This window comes from Brevundimonas sp. GW821-FHT02A10 (assembly GCF_059422025.1).
Genome location: NZ_JBWKWC010000001.1, coordinates 39,999 through 61,629, shown reverse-complemented (window position 1 = coordinate 61,629; position 21,631 = coordinate 39,999). Strand labels below are relative to the sequence as shown.

18 protein-coding genes, 1 tRNA gene and 1 pseudogene are annotated in these 21,631 nt (G+C 67.0%); 3 read left to right on the top strand and 17 right to left on the bottom strand.

All coding sequences use genetic code 11. The features are described from left to right. Positions 1-89: 89 nt before the first annotated feature. The 13 genes from AC07U0_RS00350 to AC07U0_RS00290 all read right to left on the bottom strand — a co-directional run bounded on the left by AC07U0_RS00350 (position 90) and on the right by AC07U0_RS00290 (position 15,672). Positions 90-2,588: a TonB-dependent receptor gene (locus AC07U0_RS00350; protein WP_494718053.1), complete on the bottom strand. Its 2,499-nt coding sequence runs from the start codon at positions 2,586-2,588 to the stop codon at positions 90-92. Positions 2,589-2,762: 174 nt separating this feature from the next. Next, positions 2,763-4,304 carry an amidohydrolase family protein gene (locus AC07U0_RS00345; protein WP_494718052.1) on the bottom strand — a complete coding sequence of 514 codons (1,542 nt, stop codon included), beginning with the start codon at positions 4,302-4,304 and terminating at the stop codon, positions 2,763-2,765. A gap of 74 nt (positions 4,305-4,378) precedes the next feature. Next, complete coding sequence (locus tag AC07U0_RS00340; protein WP_494718051.1) at positions 4,379-6,661, bottom strand: TonB-dependent receptor; 2,283 nt, start codon at positions 6,659-6,661, stop codon at positions 4,379-4,381. A gap of 96 nt (positions 6,662-6,757) precedes the next feature. After that, complete coding sequence (locus AC07U0_RS00335) at positions 6,758-7,672, bottom strand: FecR family protein (RefSeq protein WP_494718050.1); 915 nt, start codon at positions 7,670-7,672, stop codon at positions 6,758-6,760. Beyond that, a complete protein-coding gene (locus AC07U0_RS00330; protein ID WP_494718049.1) occupies positions 7,665-8,432 on the bottom strand; it encodes an RNA polymerase sigma factor in 768 nt (255 codons plus the stop codon). Before AC07U0_RS00330 ends, AC07U0_RS00335 begins: the two co-directional genes overlap by 8 nt. A 357-nt stretch (positions 8,433-8,789) precedes the next feature. Further along, positions 8,790-8,879: transfer RNA gene (locus AC07U0_RS00325), tRNA-Ser, on the bottom strand. Between the two features lie 110 nt (positions 8,880-8,989). Next, on the bottom strand, positions 8,990-9,952 hold the full coding sequence (locus AC07U0_RS00320; protein WP_494718048.1) for an NUDIX hydrolase: 963 nt from the start codon (positions 9,950-9,952) through the stop codon (positions 8,990-8,992). Positions 9,953-9,954: 2 nt separating this feature from the next. Then, the gene (locus AC07U0_RS00315) at positions 9,955-10,548 is read right to left on the bottom strand and encodes a YfbR-like 5'-deoxynucleotidase (RefSeq protein WP_492034981.1); all 594 of its coding nucleotides are present in this window, start codon (positions 10,546-10,548) and stop codon (positions 9,955-9,957) included. Between the two features lie 135 nt (positions 10,549-10,683). Beyond that, the gene (locus AC07U0_RS00310; protein WP_494718047.1) at positions 10,684-11,619 is read right to left on the bottom strand and encodes a methyltransferase type 11; all 936 of its coding nucleotides are present in this window, start codon (positions 11,617-11,619) and stop codon (positions 10,684-10,686) included. A gap of 121 nt (positions 11,620-11,740) precedes the next feature. Beyond that, positions 11,741-12,613 (bottom strand): AAA family ATPase, encoded by an 873-nt coding sequence (locus tag AC07U0_RS00305; protein WP_494718046.1) that lies wholly within the window; start codon positions 12,611-12,613, stop codon positions 11,741-11,743. A gap of 543 nt (positions 12,614-13,156) precedes the next feature. Next, complete coding sequence (locus tag AC07U0_RS00300; RefSeq protein ID WP_494718045.1) at positions 13,157-13,357, bottom strand: hypothetical protein; 201 nt, start codon at positions 13,355-13,357, stop codon at positions 13,157-13,159. Then, a complete protein-coding gene (locus AC07U0_RS00295) occupies positions 13,354-13,800 on the bottom strand; it encodes a hypothetical protein (RefSeq protein ID WP_494718044.1) in 447 nt (148 codons plus the stop codon). Before AC07U0_RS00295 ends, AC07U0_RS00300 begins: the two co-directional genes overlap by 4 nt. Before the next feature lie 57 nt (positions 13,801-13,857). After that, on the bottom strand, positions 13,858-15,672 hold the full coding sequence (locus tag AC07U0_RS00290; RefSeq protein ID WP_494718043.1) for a tetratricopeptide repeat protein: 1,815 nt from the start codon (positions 15,670-15,672) through the stop codon (positions 13,858-13,860). Positions 15,673-15,820: 148 nt separating this feature from the next. Between AC07U0_RS00290 and flbT the strand changes: the two are divergent. The 3 genes and pseudogenes from flbT (at position 15,821) to AC07U0_RS00275 (ending at position 17,624) form a co-directional block, all read left to right on the top strand. Beyond that, positions 15,821-16,250 (top strand): annotated as a pseudogene (gene flbT, locus AC07U0_RS00285) (flagellar biosynthesis repressor FlbT). After that, positions 16,210-16,575 (top strand): flagellar biosynthesis regulator FlaF, encoded by a 366-nt coding sequence (flaF, locus tag AC07U0_RS00280; protein WP_494718042.1) that lies wholly within the window; start codon positions 16,210-16,212, stop codon positions 16,573-16,575. Before flbT ends, flaF begins: the two are co-directional and overlap by 41 nt. 218 nt (positions 16,576-16,793) lie before the next feature. After that, positions 16,794-17,624, top strand: coding sequence for a flagellin (locus AC07U0_RS00275; protein ID WP_494718041.1), 831 nt, complete (start codon positions 16,794-16,796; stop codon positions 17,622-17,624). A 244-nt stretch (positions 17,625-17,868) separates the two neighbouring features. Here the strand turns inward: AC07U0_RS00275 and AC07U0_RS00270 are convergent, their stop codons facing one another. From AC07U0_RS00270 to AC07U0_RS00255, 4 genes are all read right to left on the bottom strand, one after another. Beyond that, positions 17,869-18,159: a hypothetical protein gene (locus AC07U0_RS00270; protein ID WP_494718040.1), complete on the bottom strand. Its 291-nt coding sequence runs from the start codon at positions 18,157-18,159 to the stop codon at positions 17,869-17,871. Between the two features lie 337 nt (positions 18,160-18,496). After that, positions 18,497-19,177: an exopolysaccharide biosynthesis protein gene (locus AC07U0_RS00265; protein WP_494718039.1), complete on the bottom strand. Its 681-nt coding sequence runs from the start codon at positions 19,175-19,177 to the stop codon at positions 18,497-18,499. 128 nt (positions 19,178-19,305) lie between these two features. Continuing rightward, positions 19,306-19,494, bottom strand: a complete 189-nt coding sequence (locus AC07U0_RS00260; RefSeq protein ID WP_494718038.1) for a DUF3008 family protein — start codon at positions 19,492-19,494, stop codon at positions 19,306-19,308. Between the two features lie 69 nt (positions 19,495-19,563). Next, entirely contained in the window at positions 19,564-21,516 is a 1,953-nt protein-coding gene (locus AC07U0_RS00255) for a lysozyme (protein WP_494718037.1), read from the bottom strand. Between the last annotated feature and the right edge of the window lie 115 nt (positions 21,517-21,631).

Below are 21,631 nucleotides of genomic sequence, written 5' to 3'. Positions count from 1 at the left end.
CCCCCTGCGGTCTTCAACGGCGGCCGCCTTCGAGGCCTCAGCGGGCCACGAAAGGTTTCATCAAAACTTCATCAGGGGCCGCCTTGACCTCACCATCTGCGGGTAAGGGCAAGTTCGATCCGGCGCGGCGTCGTCGCGATGGTGTTGCGTTCATACTCGGCGCGTGAGGCGACCCAGACGCGTCCGGTCGATCCCAGAATGTTCGACATTCGCAAGGATGCCCGCCAGCGCTCGCCTTCCAGCGCCGACGACAGGTTGATCAGGCCGAAGTCCCCCATGGTCTCATAGTAGGGATCGTTTCGGTCGAAGGTTGATCCGGCCTCGCCGGTCCAACTCGCTTCCAGCGACGATCGGAGCGCGAGCCCCGATCGAAGGGCGGTGACCTTCTCTACCGCTGCGGAGAGCCGCAGGTTCGGCTCATAGGGGATGCGATCTCCGATCCGGCCGGAAACGCTGAAGGCGCTTGTGGAGGTCGCCGAGGTCAGGCGGCCGTCGAGGAGGTTCAGGGACCAGCGGGCGCTCCAGTCCTTTTCCAGCTTGAGTTGACCCTCGATCTCGACCCCCTGGATGGTGGCGGTTCCGGCGTTGGCGATGAAGTTGAAGTTTGGGACCCGGGCCTGCACCTGCATGTCGTTCCACCGCACTTCGTAGAGCGCGACATCCACGAGCAGCCGACCGTCATGCGCCGTGCTCTTGAGCCCGATTTCGGTGCTTCGAACCTGGTCGGCGCGATAGAGGGCCAGCGACGCGTCCAGCCCGGGCGTATTGTTGACCCCGCCGGGGCGAAAGCCCTCCGAGTATTGGCCGTACAGCATCAGGTGCGGGTTGAGTTGATAGCTGGCGGCCGCACGCCCGACCCAGCCCGAGGCGTCATTGTCATAGGTTGTCGCCGGGCCTGCGACCGAGGTGTTGATGTAGCTGGTGATGAGCACCTGGGACCGGGATCGCTTCTCATAGAGATAGCGCCTGGCCCCCAGTCTGATCTTCAGGTCGGGGGTGATCGCATAGCCGAACTCCCCGAAGATCGCCTTCTGGACGAGGGCGACCCCACTCTCCCGCTGGAAGGCATAGCGAAGCGGGCGTTCTACGGCGCCCGTAGCCGGATCGGATTCCACCGTCGAACTGGTGGAGGCGTCGTCGCGATCCTCAATGAAGGCGCCGACAGTCCAGTCGAGGGCGGATCCGGGCCGGGAGTCCAGCCGTGCCTCCTGGATCCGCGACCGCACGGTCATGGGCTGATAGCCCACCAGAGGCATGATGGAGTCGATATAGGCCTGGTAGGTCTGCAACTGACCGGCATCGCAGGCGCCGGTGATGCCGACGTAGCGCGGGCACTGGGTTCCATTCGCACGCGCCATCAGGGCGGCCTGGCTCGTGTCGATGTATTTGACGGCGTTCCATTCATACCAGGACGAGGAGGCTACCAGTCGGGCGAAGCCGAAGTCATGTTCCAGAACCGCATTGGCGAGCTTGAACCGGTTCGGGAAGGGCAGTCTGGCCAGGGCCAGGCTGCGGTAGTCGGCATAGGGACCGTCGAAAGTGTTGCTGTCGAGAACCGTCTGGTCCTGAACAAGCCCCGTCACGACGAGAGTTGTCGTCTCGAAGGGATGGAAGCGAAGGATCGCGCGACCTCCCCGGGTGTGAACCCCGTTGACGTTCTTCAGGCCGAGCGCGTCGTTGTCGACATAGCCCGGTCGATGCACGTCGTAACCCGCCAGTCGAACCGCCAGCCGGCCCTCGATGAGAGGCAGGTTGACCACACCGTGTGCGCCGCCTCCGGTCGCGCCGCCTTCGACCTGACCGGCGGAGACGTCCAGCCGACCCGAGTAGGCGAACAGGTCAGGCCGATTGTACAGGACGCGCACCGCACCGCTCATGGCGCCGGAGCCAAACAGGGTGCCTTGCGGTCCCTTCAGGATCTCGATGCGGTCCGCATCGTAGAAGTCGATGTCGGGAGTGATGCTGCTGGGGTCGGAGGTCGCCGAGTTCGGTCCTGTCACGGGCGTCTCGCCCAGATAGAGGGCGACCGAGTTCTCGCCGGCGCTCTGGGCCCCGCGGATCGACAGGCGGCGCTGGCCGGGGTTGATCTCGGTCAGGTTCAGGCCCGGCGCCAGGGGCTGGAGGTCGATGAGGCTGGAGGCGTTGCGATCCTCGAGGTCCGAGCCCTGCAGCGCGACAATCGAAACCGGGGTGCGCGAGGCCGAGGTCTCGCGACGCAAGGCGGTCACAACGACCTCTTCGAGCAGGGCCGGGGCGCCGTCGATCAGCCGTTGTGCGGGGACGGTCGACGCCCCCGGGGCTGTTTTGCGAAGCAGAATGACGCCGTCCCGGTCGGAGGCGATCTCCAGACCCGATCCCGCGATCAGTCGCCGGAGGGCCGCCCGGGTTTCGAAGCGCCCTTGAAGCGGCGGCGCAGTCGCATCGGCGGCATCGTCTGTCGGCGCCAGGATCTGGATCCCCGCCTGACGGGCGAAGGCGGGAAGGGCGCGGGAAAGGGGCTGGCGGGGCAGGCTGAACAGGCGCTCAGCCTGGGCGGACGCGACGGCCGGCGCGACCGCTGCAGCGGCCACGATCAGCGACGCGATCACACTCGATGGCCAGCCAGCGGCCATTTCGGTCACCCCCAGACCTGACCACCCGACGAGGGAGCGACGGGTGGTTTGTCAAAATCTTGCACAGCACCCGGACAAAGTCGGCCACAGCGACGCGCAAGCTTCGCTGCGGCCGACATTCCGCGAGCGCCGTCTCCCCGGCGCAACAGATCAGGTGAAGGTGATGGTCTCGGCCTGGGCCCAGACGCGGTTCTGGATGTCGATCATCTGCTGCTTGAGCCGCTTCCAGTCGACACCGACCATCTGACCGCCGTGCTTGAGCATCCGACCCGCCACCCAGACGCTGTCGATGTCGATCATATTGGCGAAGTTCACGACCCGGTCAGCAAGGCCGCCGATATGCGGGAAGTTGAACCGGTCGGTGCGCAGCAGCACCAGATCCGCCCGCTTGCCGACGGCGATCACCCCGGTGTCCTCCTTGCCGGTCAGTCCGCGCGCACCGAGGCGGGTCGCGTAGTCGAGCACATCTTCGGATTTGTATTTGGCGGCCTCCTGGCCGCCCTCGTCCGAGAGGTACATGCTCCAGAAGGCGCCGCGCACATGCTCGAAGTATTCCTCCGTCAGGGCCACGCCGACATCGATCCCGATACCGGTCTTCACGCCCGCGCGTCGCGCGCGCCAGTGGCTGGACAGGCCGTTGCCGGCCGCCCGATAAGGGAATTCGCCGACGGCCGACGAGCAGTGGCGGGCGCCGACCCGAGCCATGATGGCGAACTCGTCATCCGTAATCTGGGCCCCGTGTGAGCCGTGGTATTCCTCGCCCAGCAGGCCGGCCTCATAGAGGTCCAGGATGCCGCTGCCGCGATGCCCGAGGGTGCCGGCCGGCCATTCCTTCTTGGGCTTTCCGGTGTGGGCGGCAACCAGTTTGATGCCCATGGCGCGGGCGCGGCCGATCTCCTTGTCGCGGATCAGCTCCAGCGGCTTGCCGTAGGAGGAGTTGGACATGGCCACGCCCATCTGCAGCGGCGCCGAGGTGTCGGACAGGACCTGTTCCTGAACGGCGGCGATCGTCGCCCAGTGGGCGTCGGTCGTGTACTCCTCGCGCATGGCCGCCGCTTCGGCCAGGGGCAGGGTGGCGCCCGGGCCGTAGGTGATGGTGTGGCTGTCCTGATAGGCGAACCAGCCCGAAACGCCAGAGTCCTTCAGGCCTTTCGCCGCGGCGAGAGCCCGCGGGGCGTCCTGCTGGCCATGGGCGTAATCGAGCACGCCGGTCACGCCGGAATCCACGCATTGCAGGCCGCCGATGTAGTTGGCCATGTAGTGGTCCTCGGGCGTGAGGCAGGCCATGACCTTCATCTTCCAGGTCTGGTAGGTCGAGTAGCCCGCCGGATGGGTCTTCACGAGGCGGCCGGCCTCGATACACTCCCAGACGTGGCGGTGCCCGTCGTTCATCCCGGGCATCAGGATCATGTCCGTCGCATCGATGACGATGGCGTCGCCTGCGGAGAGGTTCGGGCCGATGGCGGCGATCTTGCCGCCCTCGATCAGCACGTCGCTCTTGGCGACCTCGCCCAGTGTGGCGTCCATGGTCAGGAGGGAGGCGTTCTTGATGAGCGTGCGGCGGGCCGAGGTCGGCACGGTCTGCGCCGAGGCGGCGGCCTGGGCGCCGGTGGCGTTACCGAGGCCAGCGGACACGGCCGCGGCCGTGGCGGTGGAGAAGCGAAGGAAGTCCTTGCGGGTGAAACCGGTCATGGATCTGGCTTTCAATGGAACGGAAAAAGGCCGGCGACGCCGTCGGGACGTCGCCGGTAGTCGCTCTGGTAGGGCTAGAAGCGGCGGCGCAGGTTCACGCCGAGGGTGCGCGGCGGAATGCTGTAGGTCCGCTGCTCCTCGGTGTTGCTTGACGTCACCTTCACCTTGCCGACCTCGTCGAGCAGGTTGTTGACGAATACGTAGGCGCCCCAGCCGTCGCCCTCGATCCCGCCCCGGAGGTTGACGTTCGAGAACTCGCCCATGGTCTCGTAGTAGGGGCTTGTGGGGCGGAAGGTGGAGATGGCCTCGCCCATGTACGAATAGTCGAGACGCACCATGGCGTCGAAGGCGGTCGTGATCGACCAGGTGTAGTCGGCGGCGAACGCGGCCTTGAAGTCGGGCTCGTTGGGAATGGTGTCGCCCGCCTTGCCCGCCGCGACGATCAGGCCGGTGGTCTGGTCGACGTCCAGCTTGCCGTCGACGAAGCCGAGCGAGCCCGTCAGGTTCAGGCCGGTGATCGGACGGGCGGTCGCCTCGATCTCCAGGCCCTTGATGGTCGAGGCCCCGACGTTGGCGATGAAGCTGAAGTTCGGGATGCTGGCCGAGATCTGCATGTTCGACCATTTGATCTCATAGGCCGAGACGTTGAGCGTCAGACGGTTGTCGAACCAGGCCGTCTTGGCCCCGATCTCGTAGTTCTCCAGACTGTCGGAACTGTAGGGGATCAGGTCGGGGGTCAGGCCGGGAGTGTTGTTGATCCCGCCCGGGCGGAAGCCCTCGGAGTACTGGCCGTAGACCATAATGTCGGGCGTCACGTCATAGCTGACGTTGAGCTTGAACACCTGGCCCGAGGCGCTGCTGTCATAGGTGGAGGCGGGCCCGGCGACCGAGGCGTTGATGTAGCTGGTGCTCAGAACCTGGGACGTCGAGGTCTTGTCGTACTCATAGGCGCGGACGCCGGCGGTGACCTTCAGGCCATCGAAGACCTCATAGGTGGCTTCGCCGTAGAGCGCTTTCTGGGTCAGGGCGACGGCGATGCTGCGCGAGAAGTTGTAGACGATGGGCCAATAGACCTCGCCCGTGACCGGATCGGCCTCGACCGTCGAACTGACCGCGCTATCCGACCGGTCCTCGTAGAATGCGCCTACAGTCCAGGTGAGAGGGCCGTCCGAGTTGGAGGTCGCCCGGAGCTCATGGACCCGGGATTCGACCTGCATCGGCTGATAGCCGCTGAGCGGGAAGACGCTGTCGATATAGGCCCGGTAGTTGGCCAACTGGGTGGCGTTACAGGTCCCGGTGATGCCGTTGTAGCGGGCGCAATAGGTGCCCGCGGCGCGCACCGACAGGGCCGACAGGCTGCCGTCGATATATTTGGTGGCGTCCCATGTGTAATAGGAGGTCGAGCCGTTGATGGTGACCGGCCCCAGATCCCATTCCGCCGCCAGGTTGTAGAGCCGGAACTCGTTGGGGAAGGGCAGCTTCGTGTAGTTGTCGTTCTTGTATTCGCCCACGCCCGGCAGCCAGCCATTGCTGTCCTTCGCATCCTGGTTTTGCAGGGTGATCAGGCCGGTGACCTTGAAGTTTTCGGCCGGGGTGAGGGCCAGCATCAGCCGACCGCCGTAGGCGCGCACCTCGTTGACGTCTTCCTGACCCAGTCGGACGTTGTCGACATAGCCGCCGCGCAGTTCGTCGTAGAGCACCAGTCGGGCGCCGAGCAGACCTTCGACCACGGGCACATTGACCATGCCGCGCGCGGAGTAGCCTTCGCTGCCGCCGTGGATGGTGTTGGCGGTCAGATCGACGCCGCCCTCATATTTCTCGGTGTTGGCCGGATTGAAGACCACGCGGAAGGTGCCGCTCATCGAGCCGGATCCGAACAGGGTGCCCTGGGGACCGCGCAAGACCTCGACGCGGGAGACGTCGAACATATTGAGGTCGGGCGTCATGCTGGAAGGATCGGAGGTCGCCGAGTTGGGCCCGGTGATCGGCGTCTCGCCGAGATACAGGCCGACCGTGCTTTCGCCGGCGCTCTGGACGCCGCGCACCGATATGCGGCGCTGACCGGTGTTGCCTTCCGTCAGATTCAGACCCGGGACCGCCGCGATGATATCCTGGATGGTCGAGGCGCCCATCTTCTCGAGGGTTCCGCCGGAGAGGGCGCTGATCGAGAGGGCGGTGTCCTGCAGATTGGTTTCGCGGCGCAGGGCGGTGACGACGATTTCGTCGACCTGGGAGGCTTCCGGCTCGGAGGGCGTTTCCGTCGCCGTCTGGGCCTGGGCCTGGGCGGCAAGAAGCAGGATGCCCGTGGCGGCGCCGCAGCCGAGCAGTGTTCGCAGGCGTTTGGTGATGGTGGTCATGTGTGAGTTCCCCTCGAGGGGACCCCACCGATTGCGGCCCCTCTGGGAACCGGGATGCGTGACGTTCAGATTTCCGCCATGCGACGGTAGAAAAACTTAAACGGCGGGTTCGGACAGAGTGATAACCCCGTTTTCGGTCCGGACGGCAAGGCTCGACGTGACCCCGACGGCGCGGGCGAAGGCGGCGGGATCGTTCGCGGCGAACAGCCCTGAAACTCTTCTAGACCCGACTCCGGCGCCCTCAATCCGGATCTGCACCCGCGTATAGCGCGCGAACTCCGATACGGCTTCGATGAGTGTCGCGTCCTGCAGGGCGATGCGGCCATCCCGCCAGGCGAGTTCGCGTTCCAGAGCGTCCGGCGCCAACGGCGTCAGCGCCGCCTCGCCCCCGGTCTTGAGCTGCAGCCGTTCGCCGGCGCCCAGGGGCATGTCCTGTCCCGTGACCGAAACCTGCCCGCTGAAGACGGTCAGAACGGACCGGTCGGGGTACTGCCGCAGACCAAAGGTCGCGCCGGCCGAGGAGATCGTCACATGGCCGCATCGTACGGCGGTCGGTCCGGCTCCGGTCTGGACGAGGATTTCGCCCTGTTCGAAGGTGATCCGGCAGTGGCCATCCGCGTCCCGAATGCCGACACGGCTTTCAGTGTTCAGGACGACGGTTCCGCCGTCCTTCAACGGGATCGTTCGCCGCTCGCCCAAGCCGGTTGCATAGGCGGTCTCGGCGCTGGCTATCCAGAAGCCGCCCACGGTGAGCGCGGCCAGACCCGCCGCCATGCCACCGCCCCAGAGCAGGCGTCGCCGGTCCGGTTGTATGGCGCGGGGTCTTGAGGTCGTAGCGGCCGTGCCCACTCTTTCGTAGGCGATGAGGAGGGCCTGGGCGCGTGCGAACGCCCCGACATGGCGGATGTCCTCGGCCAGCCAGGCGTCGAGCGCCGCCTCGGCCTCGGGGCCGGGCGAGGCGCCGTCCAGCCGCGCCGCCCAGTCGGCCGCGATCGCGTCGATCTCATTCATGCCGGTCTGAGCCAAGCCGCGTCCTCGTATCGGCGCCGTCTGAAGGCCCGTCCGTCGTGTCTGGGGGGCTAGATACTTGAGAGGACGGTTTTCCGCCATGCGTTGTGCCCACAGCCTGCATAATCAACCGGAGCGCCTTGCCGATGTGCTTTTCGACTGTGTTCTCCGACACGTTCATCCGGGCCGCGATCTCTCTCTGACTGAGCCCCTGAACCCGCCTGAGCAGAAAGGCCTCGCGGGCGCGGTCGGGCAGGGCGTCCAGAAGGCGATCGGCGTCCCGAAGCCGGTCGCGCAGAATGGCGGCGTCTTCCGGGGACCTTTCATCGTTGGCGAACTGTGCGTCTTCGGGGCCGGGCAGCGCTTCAAAACGGACGACCTGGGCACGGCGAAGATGGCGCAGAACGATCGAGCGTGCGGTCTGGAACAGATAGTTCCGGGGACTGCGGATATGATCGACTGTGTCCAGAGCGACCAGGGTCGCAAAGGCTTCCTGGATCACGTCATCGATTTCCAGCCCGGCGACGCGGGATCGGCTCAGCCATGCGCGCAATGCCGGCTCGTGCGGTAAAATCTCGTCGGCAAGCCATAGGGAACGACCAGGACGCGCGCGCACGATCGGATCCTTATCGCCCCGGCGATGGCTGATATGGGGAATGGATCCCTCTGAAACCGCGAATGCGGGGCATCGGCGTCCTTCCGCGATGTTGCGTTGCAGCATTAAGCCGAAGGTTTGCGCGCCATGAAAGCCGTGAAGGTTCATTAACGGGATCGAAGCGCACTGTTCGTCCGGATGCGGCCGATTCGACACGATTGGAAGCGATGATCCGCCTGACTGCATCATTTGCCGGCTCAAAGCCTTGGCCGGCGTGTGAGCGCGCTGTGACGTCGAACGTCGCAGCTTGATTTAATGGCGGCTGCGGGCCGAAGCGATCGGCGCGTCATGTCCTGTTCTCAGACGCAAGCCAACGTCAGCTATTGGCGCATAGGCGACACCCATCCACGCAGGCAATGGCAGGGGCCTCGGTAGGGATCGTGAGGGGCATCACAATCCGTTGTGGGGCCGGATGTGGGTCAGAAGCGATCCAGCCTGGAATTTTCTTTTTAATTCAAAGGCCGGTGGCGGAGAGGGTGGGATTCGAACCCACGGTACCCTTCCAGGCACGCCGCATTTCGAGTGCGGTACATTCGACCACTCTGCCACCTCTCCGCGGGGCCGTAAGTACGCTTGGTCGAGCGAGGGGCTTCTCTAGTCGGACCCGGCGTGCGCCGCAAGCGGGTACGGACGATTTTCTCGCCAAGGGCCGAACGGCCTCCGAACTAGCGCTGGGCGGGGAGGGCGAGGCCGGGGGCGTGGCCGTCGTTGGGGCCGCCTTCGCGGTCGGCGCCGGTGAAGCGGAAGAGCTCGGCGGGGCGGCCGCCGGTGGCGGCGCTGAGGCGGCCGGTGGCCTCGACCAGGCCCGTGCGTTCGACCCCGCGGCGGAAGTTCTGCTTGTGCAGGGGCAGGCCGGCGACCGCCTCGGCGGCGGACTGGAGACCCGACAGGGTGAAGGTCTCGGGGGCCAGTTCGAACAGGACCGGGCGGTACTTGAGCTTGGACCGCAGACGACCCAGGCCGGTGGCGAGGATGCGGCGGTGGTCGGAGGCCATGGCCAGGCCGGGGAGGGCCGCCGAAGCGGCGCGGCCTGCGTCTCTGGCGGCCTCGGGGACCAGACCGGCCTCGTAGAGGAGCTCATAGCGCTCCAGCACGCGTTCCTCGTTCCAGCGGGCGCCGGGGGCGAGGGCGAACAGGCCCTCGGCGCGGGCGAGGCGGCGGGCGTCGGCGCCGGCCCAGCCGCGCAGGGCCTCGGCGATCAGGGTGCGGGCGGGGTCCTTCGGGGCGCGGCGGTCCTCCCAGGGGAAGGCGTCGAGCACGGGCGTCCAGTGAGCCTCGGCGGCGTCCGCGGTCGCGGCCTCGCGCGTCAGGGCCAGATAGCCGACCGAGATCTCCCGCGCCTGATCGGGGCCGGGGGCGGCGCGGGGGCTCTCGCGGCCCGCATCGCCGAAGGTGTAGAGCTGTTCGACGAAGCCGGGGCGGAAGCCGGTCTGGGCGGTGACGAAGGCGCGCAGGGACAGCTCGAACGTCCGGTCATGGGCCGGGTCGAAGGGACCGGACGGCAGGGCTGTGGCGTCGCCCGCGCCAGTGGTCAGGACGCACAGCCGCCCGCCGCGCGGCGGATCGCGCAGGGCCATGACGACCGCTGACAGACTGATCCGAACCCCGTGCTCCCCTCCGAAGGCCATGCCTATTCCGTATGCCAGGCGTCGGGGGCGGGCATGATGCCGACGGCCTCGCCGAGGACGCGGAAGCGCTCGAGATAGCGGGCCTGGGCGATCGGCGCGGGCAGGGGGTCGATGGTCAGGTCGTAGCCCGCCGGCGGGGCGCCGAAGATCTTGAGCGACTCGGCGCGGCCGAAGCCGGCCAGCTGGGTGGCCTCGAAGAAGGCGCAGGCCCGGTCGGCCTTCTTGATCAGGGTCTTGATGGCCACGGGCGACTTGGGCGGCAGGCCGAAGCGGACGTGGATGGCGTCTTCCAGGCGGGCCTCGAAGGCCTTGTAACTGACGCCGAGCGCCGCCTTGAAGGGGGAGATCATGTCGCCGATGACGTACTCGGAGGCGTCATGCAGCAAGGCGGCCAGACGCCATTTGGGGTCGAGGTCCGGCTTCATATGGACCGCGATCTCCTCGACCACGCAGGAGTGCTGGGCGACCGAGAAGGCGTGTTCGCCGATGGTCTGGCCGTTCCAGCGGGCGACGCGGGCCAGGCCGTGGGCGATGTCCTCGATCTCGATGTCGAACGGCGAGGGGTCGAGCAGGTCGAGGCGGCGACCGGACAGCATGCGCTGCCAGGCTCGGGGTGCGTTCTTCGAGGTCGGGTCGGCCAAGTCGTTGATCCTGCTGTCGGCAGGTCAGGTGACCCATTGCGGCGGCGTGATCAACCCCGCGCGGATGGTCACTTCACTCTTTTGGGGCCTCTATTCGCCGACGTTGAGGGTCACGAGCCGCTTGGCATCGTCGAAGACGCCGTCGGCGTTGCGCTCGCGCGAGCGGACCGTGGCGATGACGATCGGGCCGGTGCGGGGGCCGCGCGCCTCATAGCCGACCATGCGCCAGCCGTTCGGCGAGGCGCGGTTGTCGGTCAGGAGGTAGGTCTGGCGGATGGCCTCGCCCGGCGCGCGCGTGCGGATCTCGGCGGCGTCATCGCGCGCCTTGAAGCTGACCGCCTTCTCGCCCTCGCCGGTGGTCAGATGGCCGTTGACCGAGGCGTCGCCGTCGTTGGCGTGGATGGTGATGCCGCCGATGCGGACGTCGGCGTTGTCGCCATTGGCCTCGACGTGGATGCCGGGCATGTGGACGGAGGCGCGGTCGCCCTCGGCGTCGACCCTCATTCCGGGGGCGCTGACGTGGGCGCTGTCGGCGACGTCGGCGCCGGTCGCGCGGGCGTCGGCGGCAGCCTCTGCCCGGGCGGATTCGGCCTCGGCGCGCGCGGAGTCCGCGTCGGCGCGAGCGGCGTCGGCGTCAGCGCGAGCCGCGTCGGCGGCCGAGCGGCTGATGTCGGCCGCGGTCTGGGGCATGGCCGTCAGGAGGCCGGCCTCGAAGCGCTTGAGGATGGGATCGACGCCGTCGTCGCCGAGGTTAACGAGGTGAAGCTCGACCTCGGCCCCGCGCGGACCCGTGTAGGTGCAGACCCAGCCGTCCGCCCGCGCCGAACCCTTGCGGGTCAGGGACCCCATGCTGTCGGGGCACTGCAGGGCGTCAACGACCTTGAGGACGCCCTTGGCGTCGGTGCTGGAGCGGGTGGTGGAGATGCGGACGCCGTCGTTGTCGCACGCGGTCAGGGCCAGGGCAGGCGCAAGGACGGCGAGGCAGGCGGCCAGCGATGTCAGGCGGGGGGAGGTCAGGCGGGGCATAGGCGTAGTCCTCTTCACGCGCCTATCCTGCGCTGAACGCCGTCGCATTCCAGTGAAATCGCGGTAATCGACATGACCATGTCGGTCCATTCCCGTGTCAGGCATGAAATGCGAAAGGTTCTCAAGAACCGGGTCGGGCGCCTTCGCGGCGGTTAAGGAACGCCAGCCGCTCGAACAGGTGGACGTCCTGCTCGTTCTTCAACAGGGCCCCGTGCAGCGGCGGGATCAACTTGTTGGGCGTCTTCTCGCGCAGGGTTTCCGGGTCGATGTCCTCGACCATCAGCAGCTTGAGCCAGTCGAGGAGCTCGGAGGTCGAGGGCTTCTTCTTCAGGCCCGGCGTGTCGCGGATCTCGTAGAAGGTCTTGAGCGCCTCGGAGACCAGGCGTTGCTTGATGCCCGGGAAGTGGACCTCGATGATCGATCGCATGGTCTGGTCGTCGGGGAAGCGGATGTAGTGGAAGAAGCAGCGGCGCAGGAAGGCGTCGGGCAGCTCCTTCTCGTTGTTCGAGGTGATGACAACGACCGGGCGGATCTCGGCGCGGATCGTCTCGTCCGTCTCCTGGACGTAGAACTCCATGCGGTCGAGTTCCTGAAGCAGGTCGTTGGGGAACTCGATGTCGGCCTTGTCGATCTCGTCGATCAGCAGGACGGGGCGGACGGGGGAGGTGAAGGCCTCCCACAGCTTGCCCTTCTTCAGATAGTTGCGGACGTCGTGGACGCGCTCGTCGCCGAGCTGGGAGTCCCGAAGGCGGCTGACGGCGTCGTATTCGTAGAGGCCGTTGTGGGCCTTGGTCGTCGACTTGATGTGCCAGGTGATCAGGGGAGCGTTCAGCGCCCGGGCCATCTCATAGGCGAGGACCGTCTTGCCGGTGCCGGGCTCGCCCTTGATCAGGAGGGGCCTCTGCAGGGCGACCGAGGCGTTGACCGCGATCTTGAGGTCGTCGGTGGCGATGTAGTTCGAGGTGCCCTCGAACCGGTCGGTCGGCTGGGTCATGCGCTGGCTCCGGTCAGTCCCGATGACGCCTAGCGCCGAAGCCGGGGGTTAACAACGATAAGGTTGGAACGGGCGGGAGCGTTGCACGCGGAAAAAATCTTTGCACTCCGAGTGCAATTCGTAGGGGGGATGGAAGGTTCAGGGCAGAGGGCGTTGAAAGCGCTCAACTTAAATTTGGATGCACCGGGTGCATCGATTGCACTCGCGTGCACAGGCGGGTGAAGGCCTTGGGGGCGGGGTGGCGATGTCAAAGACCCGAGGTGCGGGGAGTGTACGCCGGGTTTCGAGGGCGCCGGACCGAATGGGGGTGGGGCGGCGGAAGAGGTTGAAAGGGCAGGGGATTGGGGCAGAGGGCGTGCGAGGTTGGTGCATGATCCTTCTCCCCTTGCGGGAGAAGGTGGCTCGCGAAGCGAGACGGATGAGGGGTCGTGCAGGCATAGAAGGTCTGCGTGGTGGAAACAGCCCTCACCGTCTTCGCCTGCGTGACCCCTCATCCGTCAGCCTTCGGCTGCCACCTTCTCCCGCAAGGGGAGAAGGAAGAGGCTAGGTGATCCGCTTCACGGAGACCGGGTCGCTGGCGGGGAAGGTTTCCTCGATGCCTTCGTCGACGAGGGCTTCCTGGCGGTCTTCGGCGAGGTCGAGGGCGTCCTTGAGCTGGTCGGGTTTGCCCTTCTGGGGGGCGGCGCGGCGGGCGTGGGGGATGCCGGTGTCGCAGTCTTCCCTGGCTTTTTCGATATCGCTCATCGGATTTGCTCCTGTTGTTGCGCGCCGTCCGGGCCGTAGCCGAGATCGTCGATGTCGTCCTCGGAGAGGGTCTTGGCTTCCCAATGGGCGGCGCTGGCCTGGGCCCCGCGCTCGTTCTCCATCAGGCCGGAATAGACGAGTTCGACCTCGTCCTCGCCGCGCAGGCCGTCGCTCTCGGCGTCGATCTGGTTCACGCGCTCTCGGTCTGCGCCGAGGATGGCGTCAGCCTCCGCCTCGATGCCCGAGGCGCCGAGTTCGTCGTCGAGATTTTGATCGTCCTCGTCGAAGTCGTCTTCGTCGGCATCGCCCTCGGCCTGGGTGACGTCCAGCACGTCATCGGCTTCATCGAGCAGGAAGTCGCCGTCACCTTCGTCGTCGAGATGGGTCTCGTCGAAGGTTTCGGATTGATCCTGTTCGTCGCGGCCGTCATCGAGATCGGGCATGGTTCGCCTCCCTGTTTGTTCACAGGGGAGAACGTTCGGCCCAGCGCGGCTGTTCCGTCAGAAGCCTGACTTAACCACCTGATCGAGCGCGGCGCGGACCTCGGCGATGGCGCGGGGCCAGCCGTCGAAGCCGCCGGTCGCAAAGGTGCGGACGCGCGGATAGAAGGGGTAACGGTCCGTCGCCAGCAGGTGCCAGTCGTCAGGGGCGTGGATCAGCCATGTCTTCGCGCCGGATGCCGCGGCCATATTGGTGCCGGCGATGCCCGGGCCGATGACGAGGTCGAGCGCATTGGACAGGGCGGCCAGGTCGTCCAGGTCGTCCTTGAGGTTGATCGGCGGGGTCCAGATCTTCGCCCCCGCCGCCTCGGCCGCGGCCAGGTCGTCGGAGACGTCGCCGCACTGGAGATTGACCATGACGCAGCCCGGGGCGGTCAGCACCGGCGCCCAGCGCTCGAAGTTCGAGAAGTAGCGGGCGCGCACGCCGGTCAGGACCGAGCTCTTCCAGTGAAGGCCGACCTTGAGGCCGGGGCCGAGCTTCTCCAGCTCCGCCTTCCAGTGGGCGACCTTGGCCGGATCGGGGACGAGATAGCCGTCGCGGTCAGGGAAGTCGGAGAGCTGCTGGCGGTAGATGGCCGAAAGGCTGGCCATGGGGACCCAGCAGTCGGCCTTGCCGCCGGCGGGGCCTTCCTTCTCCGCGATCTCCTCCATGAAGGGGACGAAGCGGGTCAGGCGGCCTTCGAGGCGGACGGCGCGGTGGCCGCCGACGACGGCGGTCGGGAAGGTGCGTTGATAGAGATCGACCAGCCGCGCCTCGACGGCGATGAAGACCTTGCCGGTCGGGCCAACGGCCTCGACGATGTCGGGAAGGACGGTGCCGAAGACCATCTCGTCGGCAATGCCCTGTTCGCCGACGACCAGCACGCGCTTGCCCGCGATGTCTTCGGTCTTCGGATCCCAGCGCGGGCAGTCGACGAGGACGTGCATGGCCTCGGTCAGCTCGGGGTCGAGCCGGATCTCATAGGTTTCGAAGCCCTCCTTGAGACGACCCATGCCCATCAGGGTCAGGGCCTTGGCCATGGTCATCATGGCGGCTTCATAGGGGCCTTCGGCGCCGGGAATGGCGGCGTCCAGATCTTCGAGCGCGCCTTCGTGGTCGCCGAGCGGCTGGCGGGCGTTGGCGCGGTTGTAGCGCGCCTTGGCGAAGGCGGGGTCGATGCGCAGGGCCTCGTCGAAGAAGGTCATCGACTGGCTCATCTGGCCCTGGTCGCTGAGAACGGTGCCGAGGGTGTTCCAGAGGGTCGGCTCGGTCGGCTCGATCTGGATCAGCTCGCGCAGAAGGTCGATGGCCTCGTCGTAGCGCTTCTGGTCGCGCAGGACGCAGGCTAGGTTGTTGGTTCCCTCGACGTGGCCCGGGTTGGCGTTGAGGAATTTCAGAAGCAGCTTCTCGGCGATCTCCAGATGGCCGAGGCGCTGGGCCAGACGGCCCAGATCGTGGGCGATATCCGGGTTTTCCGGGTGCAGGGCGAGGGCCGCCTCATAGGCGGTCAGGGCGTGGGACAGATGGCCGCTCTTCTCGCGGCAGATGGCCAGGACGTGCCAGGCCAGGGCGTTGCGCTCGTCGGTCTTGAGGACCTGGAGGGCGCGGTTGGCGCCGCCTTCGTAATCGCCCATGCGCACCAGGGCCAGGGCGGCCTTCAGGGCCTCGATCGCCTTCTTCTGGGCCTTGACCGAGGTGCGGTCGCCGGCCAGGGCCTTGGACAGCCGGCGGATGGCCTCAGGCGAGGCCGCGTCGCCCGCGGCGCCCTGGGCGACCGGCATCGGGGCATGGACTTCTTCCTCGGAGGCGGAAGGATCGGCGGCGAGTACGGACATGGAAAATCGTGCGCTGCGGGACGTGAAATCGCCCTCGATACGTAGATTGGCCGCAAGCCTCACAAGGGATGGTTAACTACGTCCGTTTAACCTGCATTCGCCCTCGTGCGTTACAGACGACGTGCGGGTGAGATTGGGGACCTGCCGGATGCCTTTGAAACTGTCGCTGAAGCCGGGTGAGAAGTTCGTCCTGAACGGGGCTGTCGTGCAGAACGGCGACCGCCGCGGCGTGCTGATCCTCCAGAACAAGGCCTCGGTGCTGCGTGAGAAGGACATCATGCAGCTGGAGGAGGTCACCACCCCCGCCAAGCGTATCTATTTCCCGGTCATGATGATGTACCTGGACGAGACATCGGCCCCCAAGGTCTATGACGAGTTCGTGCGCCGGGTGACCGAGTTCATGGGCGCCACGCGCAATCCGGAGGCGATGCAGGACTGCGTCGACGCCTCCAAGCACGTGATGGCCCGCGAGTACTACAAGGCCCTGATGTCCGCCCGCAAACTGGTGGACTACGAAGACCAAGTGACAAAGGTTGAGTGATGCTTCAGGCGTACAAGCAGGCGGCCTCGCGGGCTGAATCCCCGCGGGAAATGGAGTACCGCCTGTTCGGTCAGGTGACGCGGGCGCTGATGCAGGCCGCGGCCGCGGACGCGTCGGATGTCGCCACGCGCATCGACGCCCTGGACTGGAACCGCCGGCTGTGGTCGACCCTGGCCACGGATTGCGCCGACCCGGGCAATTCGATGCCCATGGCCCTGCGCGCCCAGATCATCTCCATCAGCATCTTCGTGGGCAAGCATTCCTCGGTCGTGATGCGCGGCGAGGACGATTTCGAGGTCCTGATCGACATCAACCGGTCGATCATGCAGGGCCTGGCCCAGGGCGTTCAGCAGGCCGCCTGACGCGGCTTCGGGCGCGACATTTTCCGCCCGGCAAATCCTGACCGGTCCCCGGCGCAACATGCCGGGTTAACCATACAGAGCTGAAACAAACCCTTGATTTTACACAAGGCCAGACCCGCAAGGTCTGGCCTTTGTCTTGCGTGTGCCCTTCCGAGCCAAGAACCGGCTCGACGGCCAGAAGGCCGTTTTCTCCCCGACCAGAATGGAAGGACACCCCCATGGCCAACTCGGTCAACACGAACCCTGGCGCGCTCATTGCGCTTCAGAACCTGAACGCGACCAACGCCCAACTGGCGACCACGCAATCCCGCATCAATACGGGCAAGAAGGTCGCCAGCGTGAAGGATAACGGCGCCATCTGGGCTATCGCCCAGGGGCAACGCGCCGATATCTCGGCTCTGGGAGCGGTGAAATCCTCGCTCGACCGCGGTCAGTCCGCTGTCGACGTTTCGCTGGCTGCGGGCGAGTCGGTCTCTGACCTCTTGCTCCAACTGAAGGAGAAGGCACTGGCGGCGACTGACAAGTCGCTGTCGACGGCGTCCAGAAGCGCGCTGAACGAAGACTTCAAGGCCATCCGCGACCAGATCACCACGGTCACCAACAACGCCGACTTCAACGGGATCAACCTGATCAAGGTCGGCGCGACGGGTTTCCAGGCCCTGGCCAATGCGGCTGGCACCGCGACCCTGACCGTCAAGCCGGAAGTCCTGGCGCTGGGGTCCACGAACGTCACCGTCACCGCGACGACCACCATCGGAACCGCGACCCAGGCCACCTCGGCCCTGGCTCTGGTCTCCGCCTCCATCGACAAGGTCTCGGGCGCCCTGGCGCGTCTGGGTACGGCGTCGAAGGCCGTTTCCACCCACTCCACGTTCGTCGGCAAGCTGTCGGACGCGCTGGAAACGGGTGTGGGCAATCTGGTCGACGCCGATCTGGCGAAGGAAAGCGCCACGCTTCAGGCTCTGCAGACGAAGCAGCAGCTGGGAGCCCAGGCTCTGTCCATCGCCAACCAGGCGCCGCAAATCCTGACGTCGCTGTTCCGCAACTAAGGATGCGTTCAGGGATCAAGCGCCGGAGGGGGAAACCTCTCCGGCGCTTCCTTTTTTCTTGAGGGGAGCGGCTTCGCCGCCGCGCTAACGTTCGCGCCGCGGGCGCTCGCTGCTTGAGCGGCATTTTAGTGCGCTAACGCTCGGCCCGCGGGGCCTCGCTGCTTGAGCGGCATATTTGGTGCGCTACCGTTCGCCGCGCGGCGGCTCACTGCTTGAGCGCGATTTGGTGTGTGAGTTGGGCTGATCAGACGCCGACGACGAACAGCCAGCCGAAGACCGGGAGGAGGGTGACGGCGAGGGTGATGGCGGAAATCCAGCCGGGCACGGGTCGGGCCCTGGTCGAGATGGCCCAGACGATCAGCCAGAGACCGGCGAGGACCACGTGGACGCCCAGCCACTGGCGCGGCAGCAGCCAGAAGAACAGGGGGCCGGTCGCCATCTCCACGACGACGCCGGCCAGGGCGATGATCACCAAGGCGAGGGCGTAGCCGCCGCCTTCGTTCACATGGGTGTTCTGATGATGCGCGACCCGCATCGTGAACCTCGGGTTTGCCTTCGAACCCGGAGACTATCGCGCCAGAGACCGGCGCCGGACATCGGGCCAAACCCCATTGACGACCGCGCCATCGAGTCCCACCTTCATCTTCCCTGTTAGCAGCGAAAGGAGGTGATCAAGTGATCTCATTGTCCCAAACCCGTACGGTGACCGAAGCTTGGTCCTCCCACGAGGTCCGGGTCTGATCCTTTCAGACTGGTTTTAGGTCAGGCCGTACGCGGTCAGACAATGAGGGCCGTCGGAGCAATCCGGCGGCCCTTTTTGCTGGCGCTAGCGCTCGCGCCGCGGGCGCTCACTGCTTGAGCGCGGGATTTCGTTATCCCAGCAGCCCCGCGAACCAGCCGGGGATATGGGCGAACCAGCCGGCGATGTGGGCCAGCCAACTGGCGGCGTGGTGGGCGGCCTCGACGGCGGTGCGCCAGATCAGGGCGAGGTAGGCGGCGGTGGCCAGGGTCCCGAGGATGCCGAGCAGGACCGCGACGCCGTCCTTCTGCATGACGCCGAGGGCGAAGAAGATCAGGCCGAGCGCCGGCAGCAGGTCGCCGAGCGGGACGGGCAGGGCCATGACGACGGCCAGAAGCACGCAGGTCAGGCCCATCAGGATCTCGCTGATCGCCCCGGTCAGGAAGGTCAGGCGCGGGCGGGTCAGGTTCTCGACCCGACGGATCGGACCGATGACCTTGGACACGGCGGTGCGATAGGCGGCGCGGCTGACCGAGGCGCGCAGCGCCCAGCGCGGCAGCCAGACTTCGTTGCGCTGAAACGCCAGCTCGGTCGCCAGAAGGATGATGGGCAGGGCGAAGACGGCCTTGCCGCCCGGAGGCCAGGGGAAGAGGGCCATCAGCGACAGAACCAGGATCAGGGCGCCCAGGCCCCGGTCACCGAAGGCCTCGACCACCTCGCCCAGCGTCAGGGTCGGCCCTTCCGCCACGCCCAGCGCTTGCAGCACCTGGGAGAAGGTGCGTTGGTTGTCGGGAGAGGCGTGAACCAGAGACATCGTCGGCCGATCATCGGCCCAATGCGGCCCCGGGGGTGATGTAGTCGGCGGCGGAGCCCGGCGCCAGCGCTGACACAGAGTGTTACGGCGATTTCAGGTTGTCGAACGCCGGTCGTAATCTTGCGGCGTCATTTGGCCGCGACGTGCTCGGGTTTGCCCTTGCGACTGGTGTGGGCGAACTCCTCGAGCTGCTTTTCGGTCATGGACTCGGCCATGGATTTCGAGGCGCCCCTGAGCTTCGATTTGGGCGTGTCGCCGCGCCTGGCCGACAGGGCGGCGCCGGCGGCCTTCTGCTGGGCGGCGGATTTGGCGGGCATGGAAAACCTCCTCTTTCGAGGAGGTTCAACGATGCAGGTCAGGCGGCGTTCCCGAAGGAATGGCGCGGCCTATTCCTCTTCCGTGCGGCCCCAGCGGCGGTACAGATTATAGGCCGAGACGCCCACGCAGGCGGCCCCGACGACAGCCAGGACGACAGCGATCAGGATGACGCCGTCGCCGCCGTTGTTGTCATCCGCCGCGCGGCGGAAGGCGGCCATGGACATGCCGAACGACACCAGGCCGAAGCCGCCCATGACGCCGTAGGCGGCCAGTTCGCCCCAAGGAAGCCGGGCCGGGGGCGTCTCTTCAACGACCTCGTGCCGCAGGATGTTGCCGGGCGCCAGACGAAGCGAGCCGTCGTCCTCGAACAGGGCCGGGGCCTCGTCGCCCGATTGTTCGCTGTGCGGCCAGACGAGACGCGGGGCGGCGAAGACCTCGCTCTCGGGCGCCCCGTTGAGAACCAGAAGCTCGCCATCGGTGCGCGGCTCGCTGGTCGCGCTGATGGCGGCGGGCCAAGGGCTGGGCGTGAAGGCCGGAGCCGCGCCGAAAACAGGGATTTCAAGCGCCGGCTGCGCCGGAGCGGTGTCGAACGCCGACGGCTGCGCCGTGACTTCAGCCGGAGGCGCGACGAGGGCGAACGGGTTGGGCTGGGCTTCGACCACGGCTTCGGCGGAAGCCTCGACCGGGACCGCCTCAACCGGGGCCGATTCAGCGGGAGCGGCGGGCTCCGGGAAGGGAGAGGCCGCGACGGGGGCGGAGGCAAAGGGGGCGGCCGGGGCGACTTCGGCTCCCGGGGCCTCGCCGACGTACCAGGGCGCTGCGACGGGCGTCGGCTCGGCCGAAGGCGTATCCAAGCCGGCCTCGGCCCGGGTTTCGGCGGAAGTTTCGACCTCGGCTTCGATGCCGGTTTCAACGATGGCCTCCGGAGGAGCGATCTCCGTCGGGGCCGTTTCGGTGAGGGAAGGCGCGACCGGGTCTGATTCCGCAGCGACAGGCTCGGCCGGCGCCGGAGCCGGGGCAGCCTCGGGCGCCTCGGCCTTCTCGGGGGCCTGGAAGGCATTGACCATCGGCGAGCGAATAGCGCCGGGCAGGGGGCCGATGATGGATCCGGCATAGGCCGAATAGCGCTGCATCGACAGATTGGCGGTGAAGGTCGAGGGGGGCGGAGCCGGAGCCGGCTCCTCGGGCGCGACTTCGACGGTCTCGGGCGCCGCCGCCTCGGCCTCGGCGGGTTCGACCGCCGCTTCGGCTGCGGGGGCCTCGACAGCCGGAGCTTCGAGAGCGGGCGCTTCGATATGGGCGATGTCGGCTTCGGCCTCGGCCTCGGCCTCGGGTTGATGCAGAACGGGCGCGGGGTCGCTCAGGAGGGCGGCGACGGCGGCGTGGCGGGCGTTCTGGTCCGGCTCCTGTTCGGGCTCCTGAACCGCGTCCTGGGCGAGATCGGGCGCAAGGTACTCGGCCGGGACCTCGGCCTCGACCGGGGCGACGGGCGTCGGAACGGGCGGTTCGACCGGCCCCCGGTAGGGCGGGGGCAGGGGGGCGGAGAGCAGGTCGGCGAGAGCGACCGGCGCCCCCGGATTGGCGACGAACAGGGCGCGCTCGGCGGCGCGACGGCGCAGGGCGGTCTCGGCGACGACCGGCTCGGGCCAGCCGATCATGGCGTCGGCGGCCTCGCCCGCGAAGCCGGCGTTCAGGCGCGACAGGACATCGGAGGACTGGAAGCGGTCGACGCCGACGGAGAAGGCGAAGCTGGCGAGGGCGTCGAACTGGTGCTGGTTGACGGTGGCGGAGACGCCTTCGTTGACGGCCTTGGCCACCGGGATCAGGTCGTATTGCAGCAGCAGCTCGGCGTCAGCCTCGCTGACGGTGGCGCCTTCGCGGGCCGACAGGGTGTGGCCGTAGCCGATCACCCACTGGCCGTCGTCGCGGCGGATCGCCCGGGGGCGGAAGCCCTCGAAGCTCTTGATCAGAATGACCCCCTCGCGGGAGATCTTCAGGCGCTGGATGACGGCTTCGGACACGGAATGACCCAAATCGAGACAGGCGGGTTCGCCCTGTCGAAGAAGGAGCAAGCACCGCGCCGCAACATTGCCGCACTGCGGCGCCGCCCGAAACCGGATTCCACCCTCAGGCGGT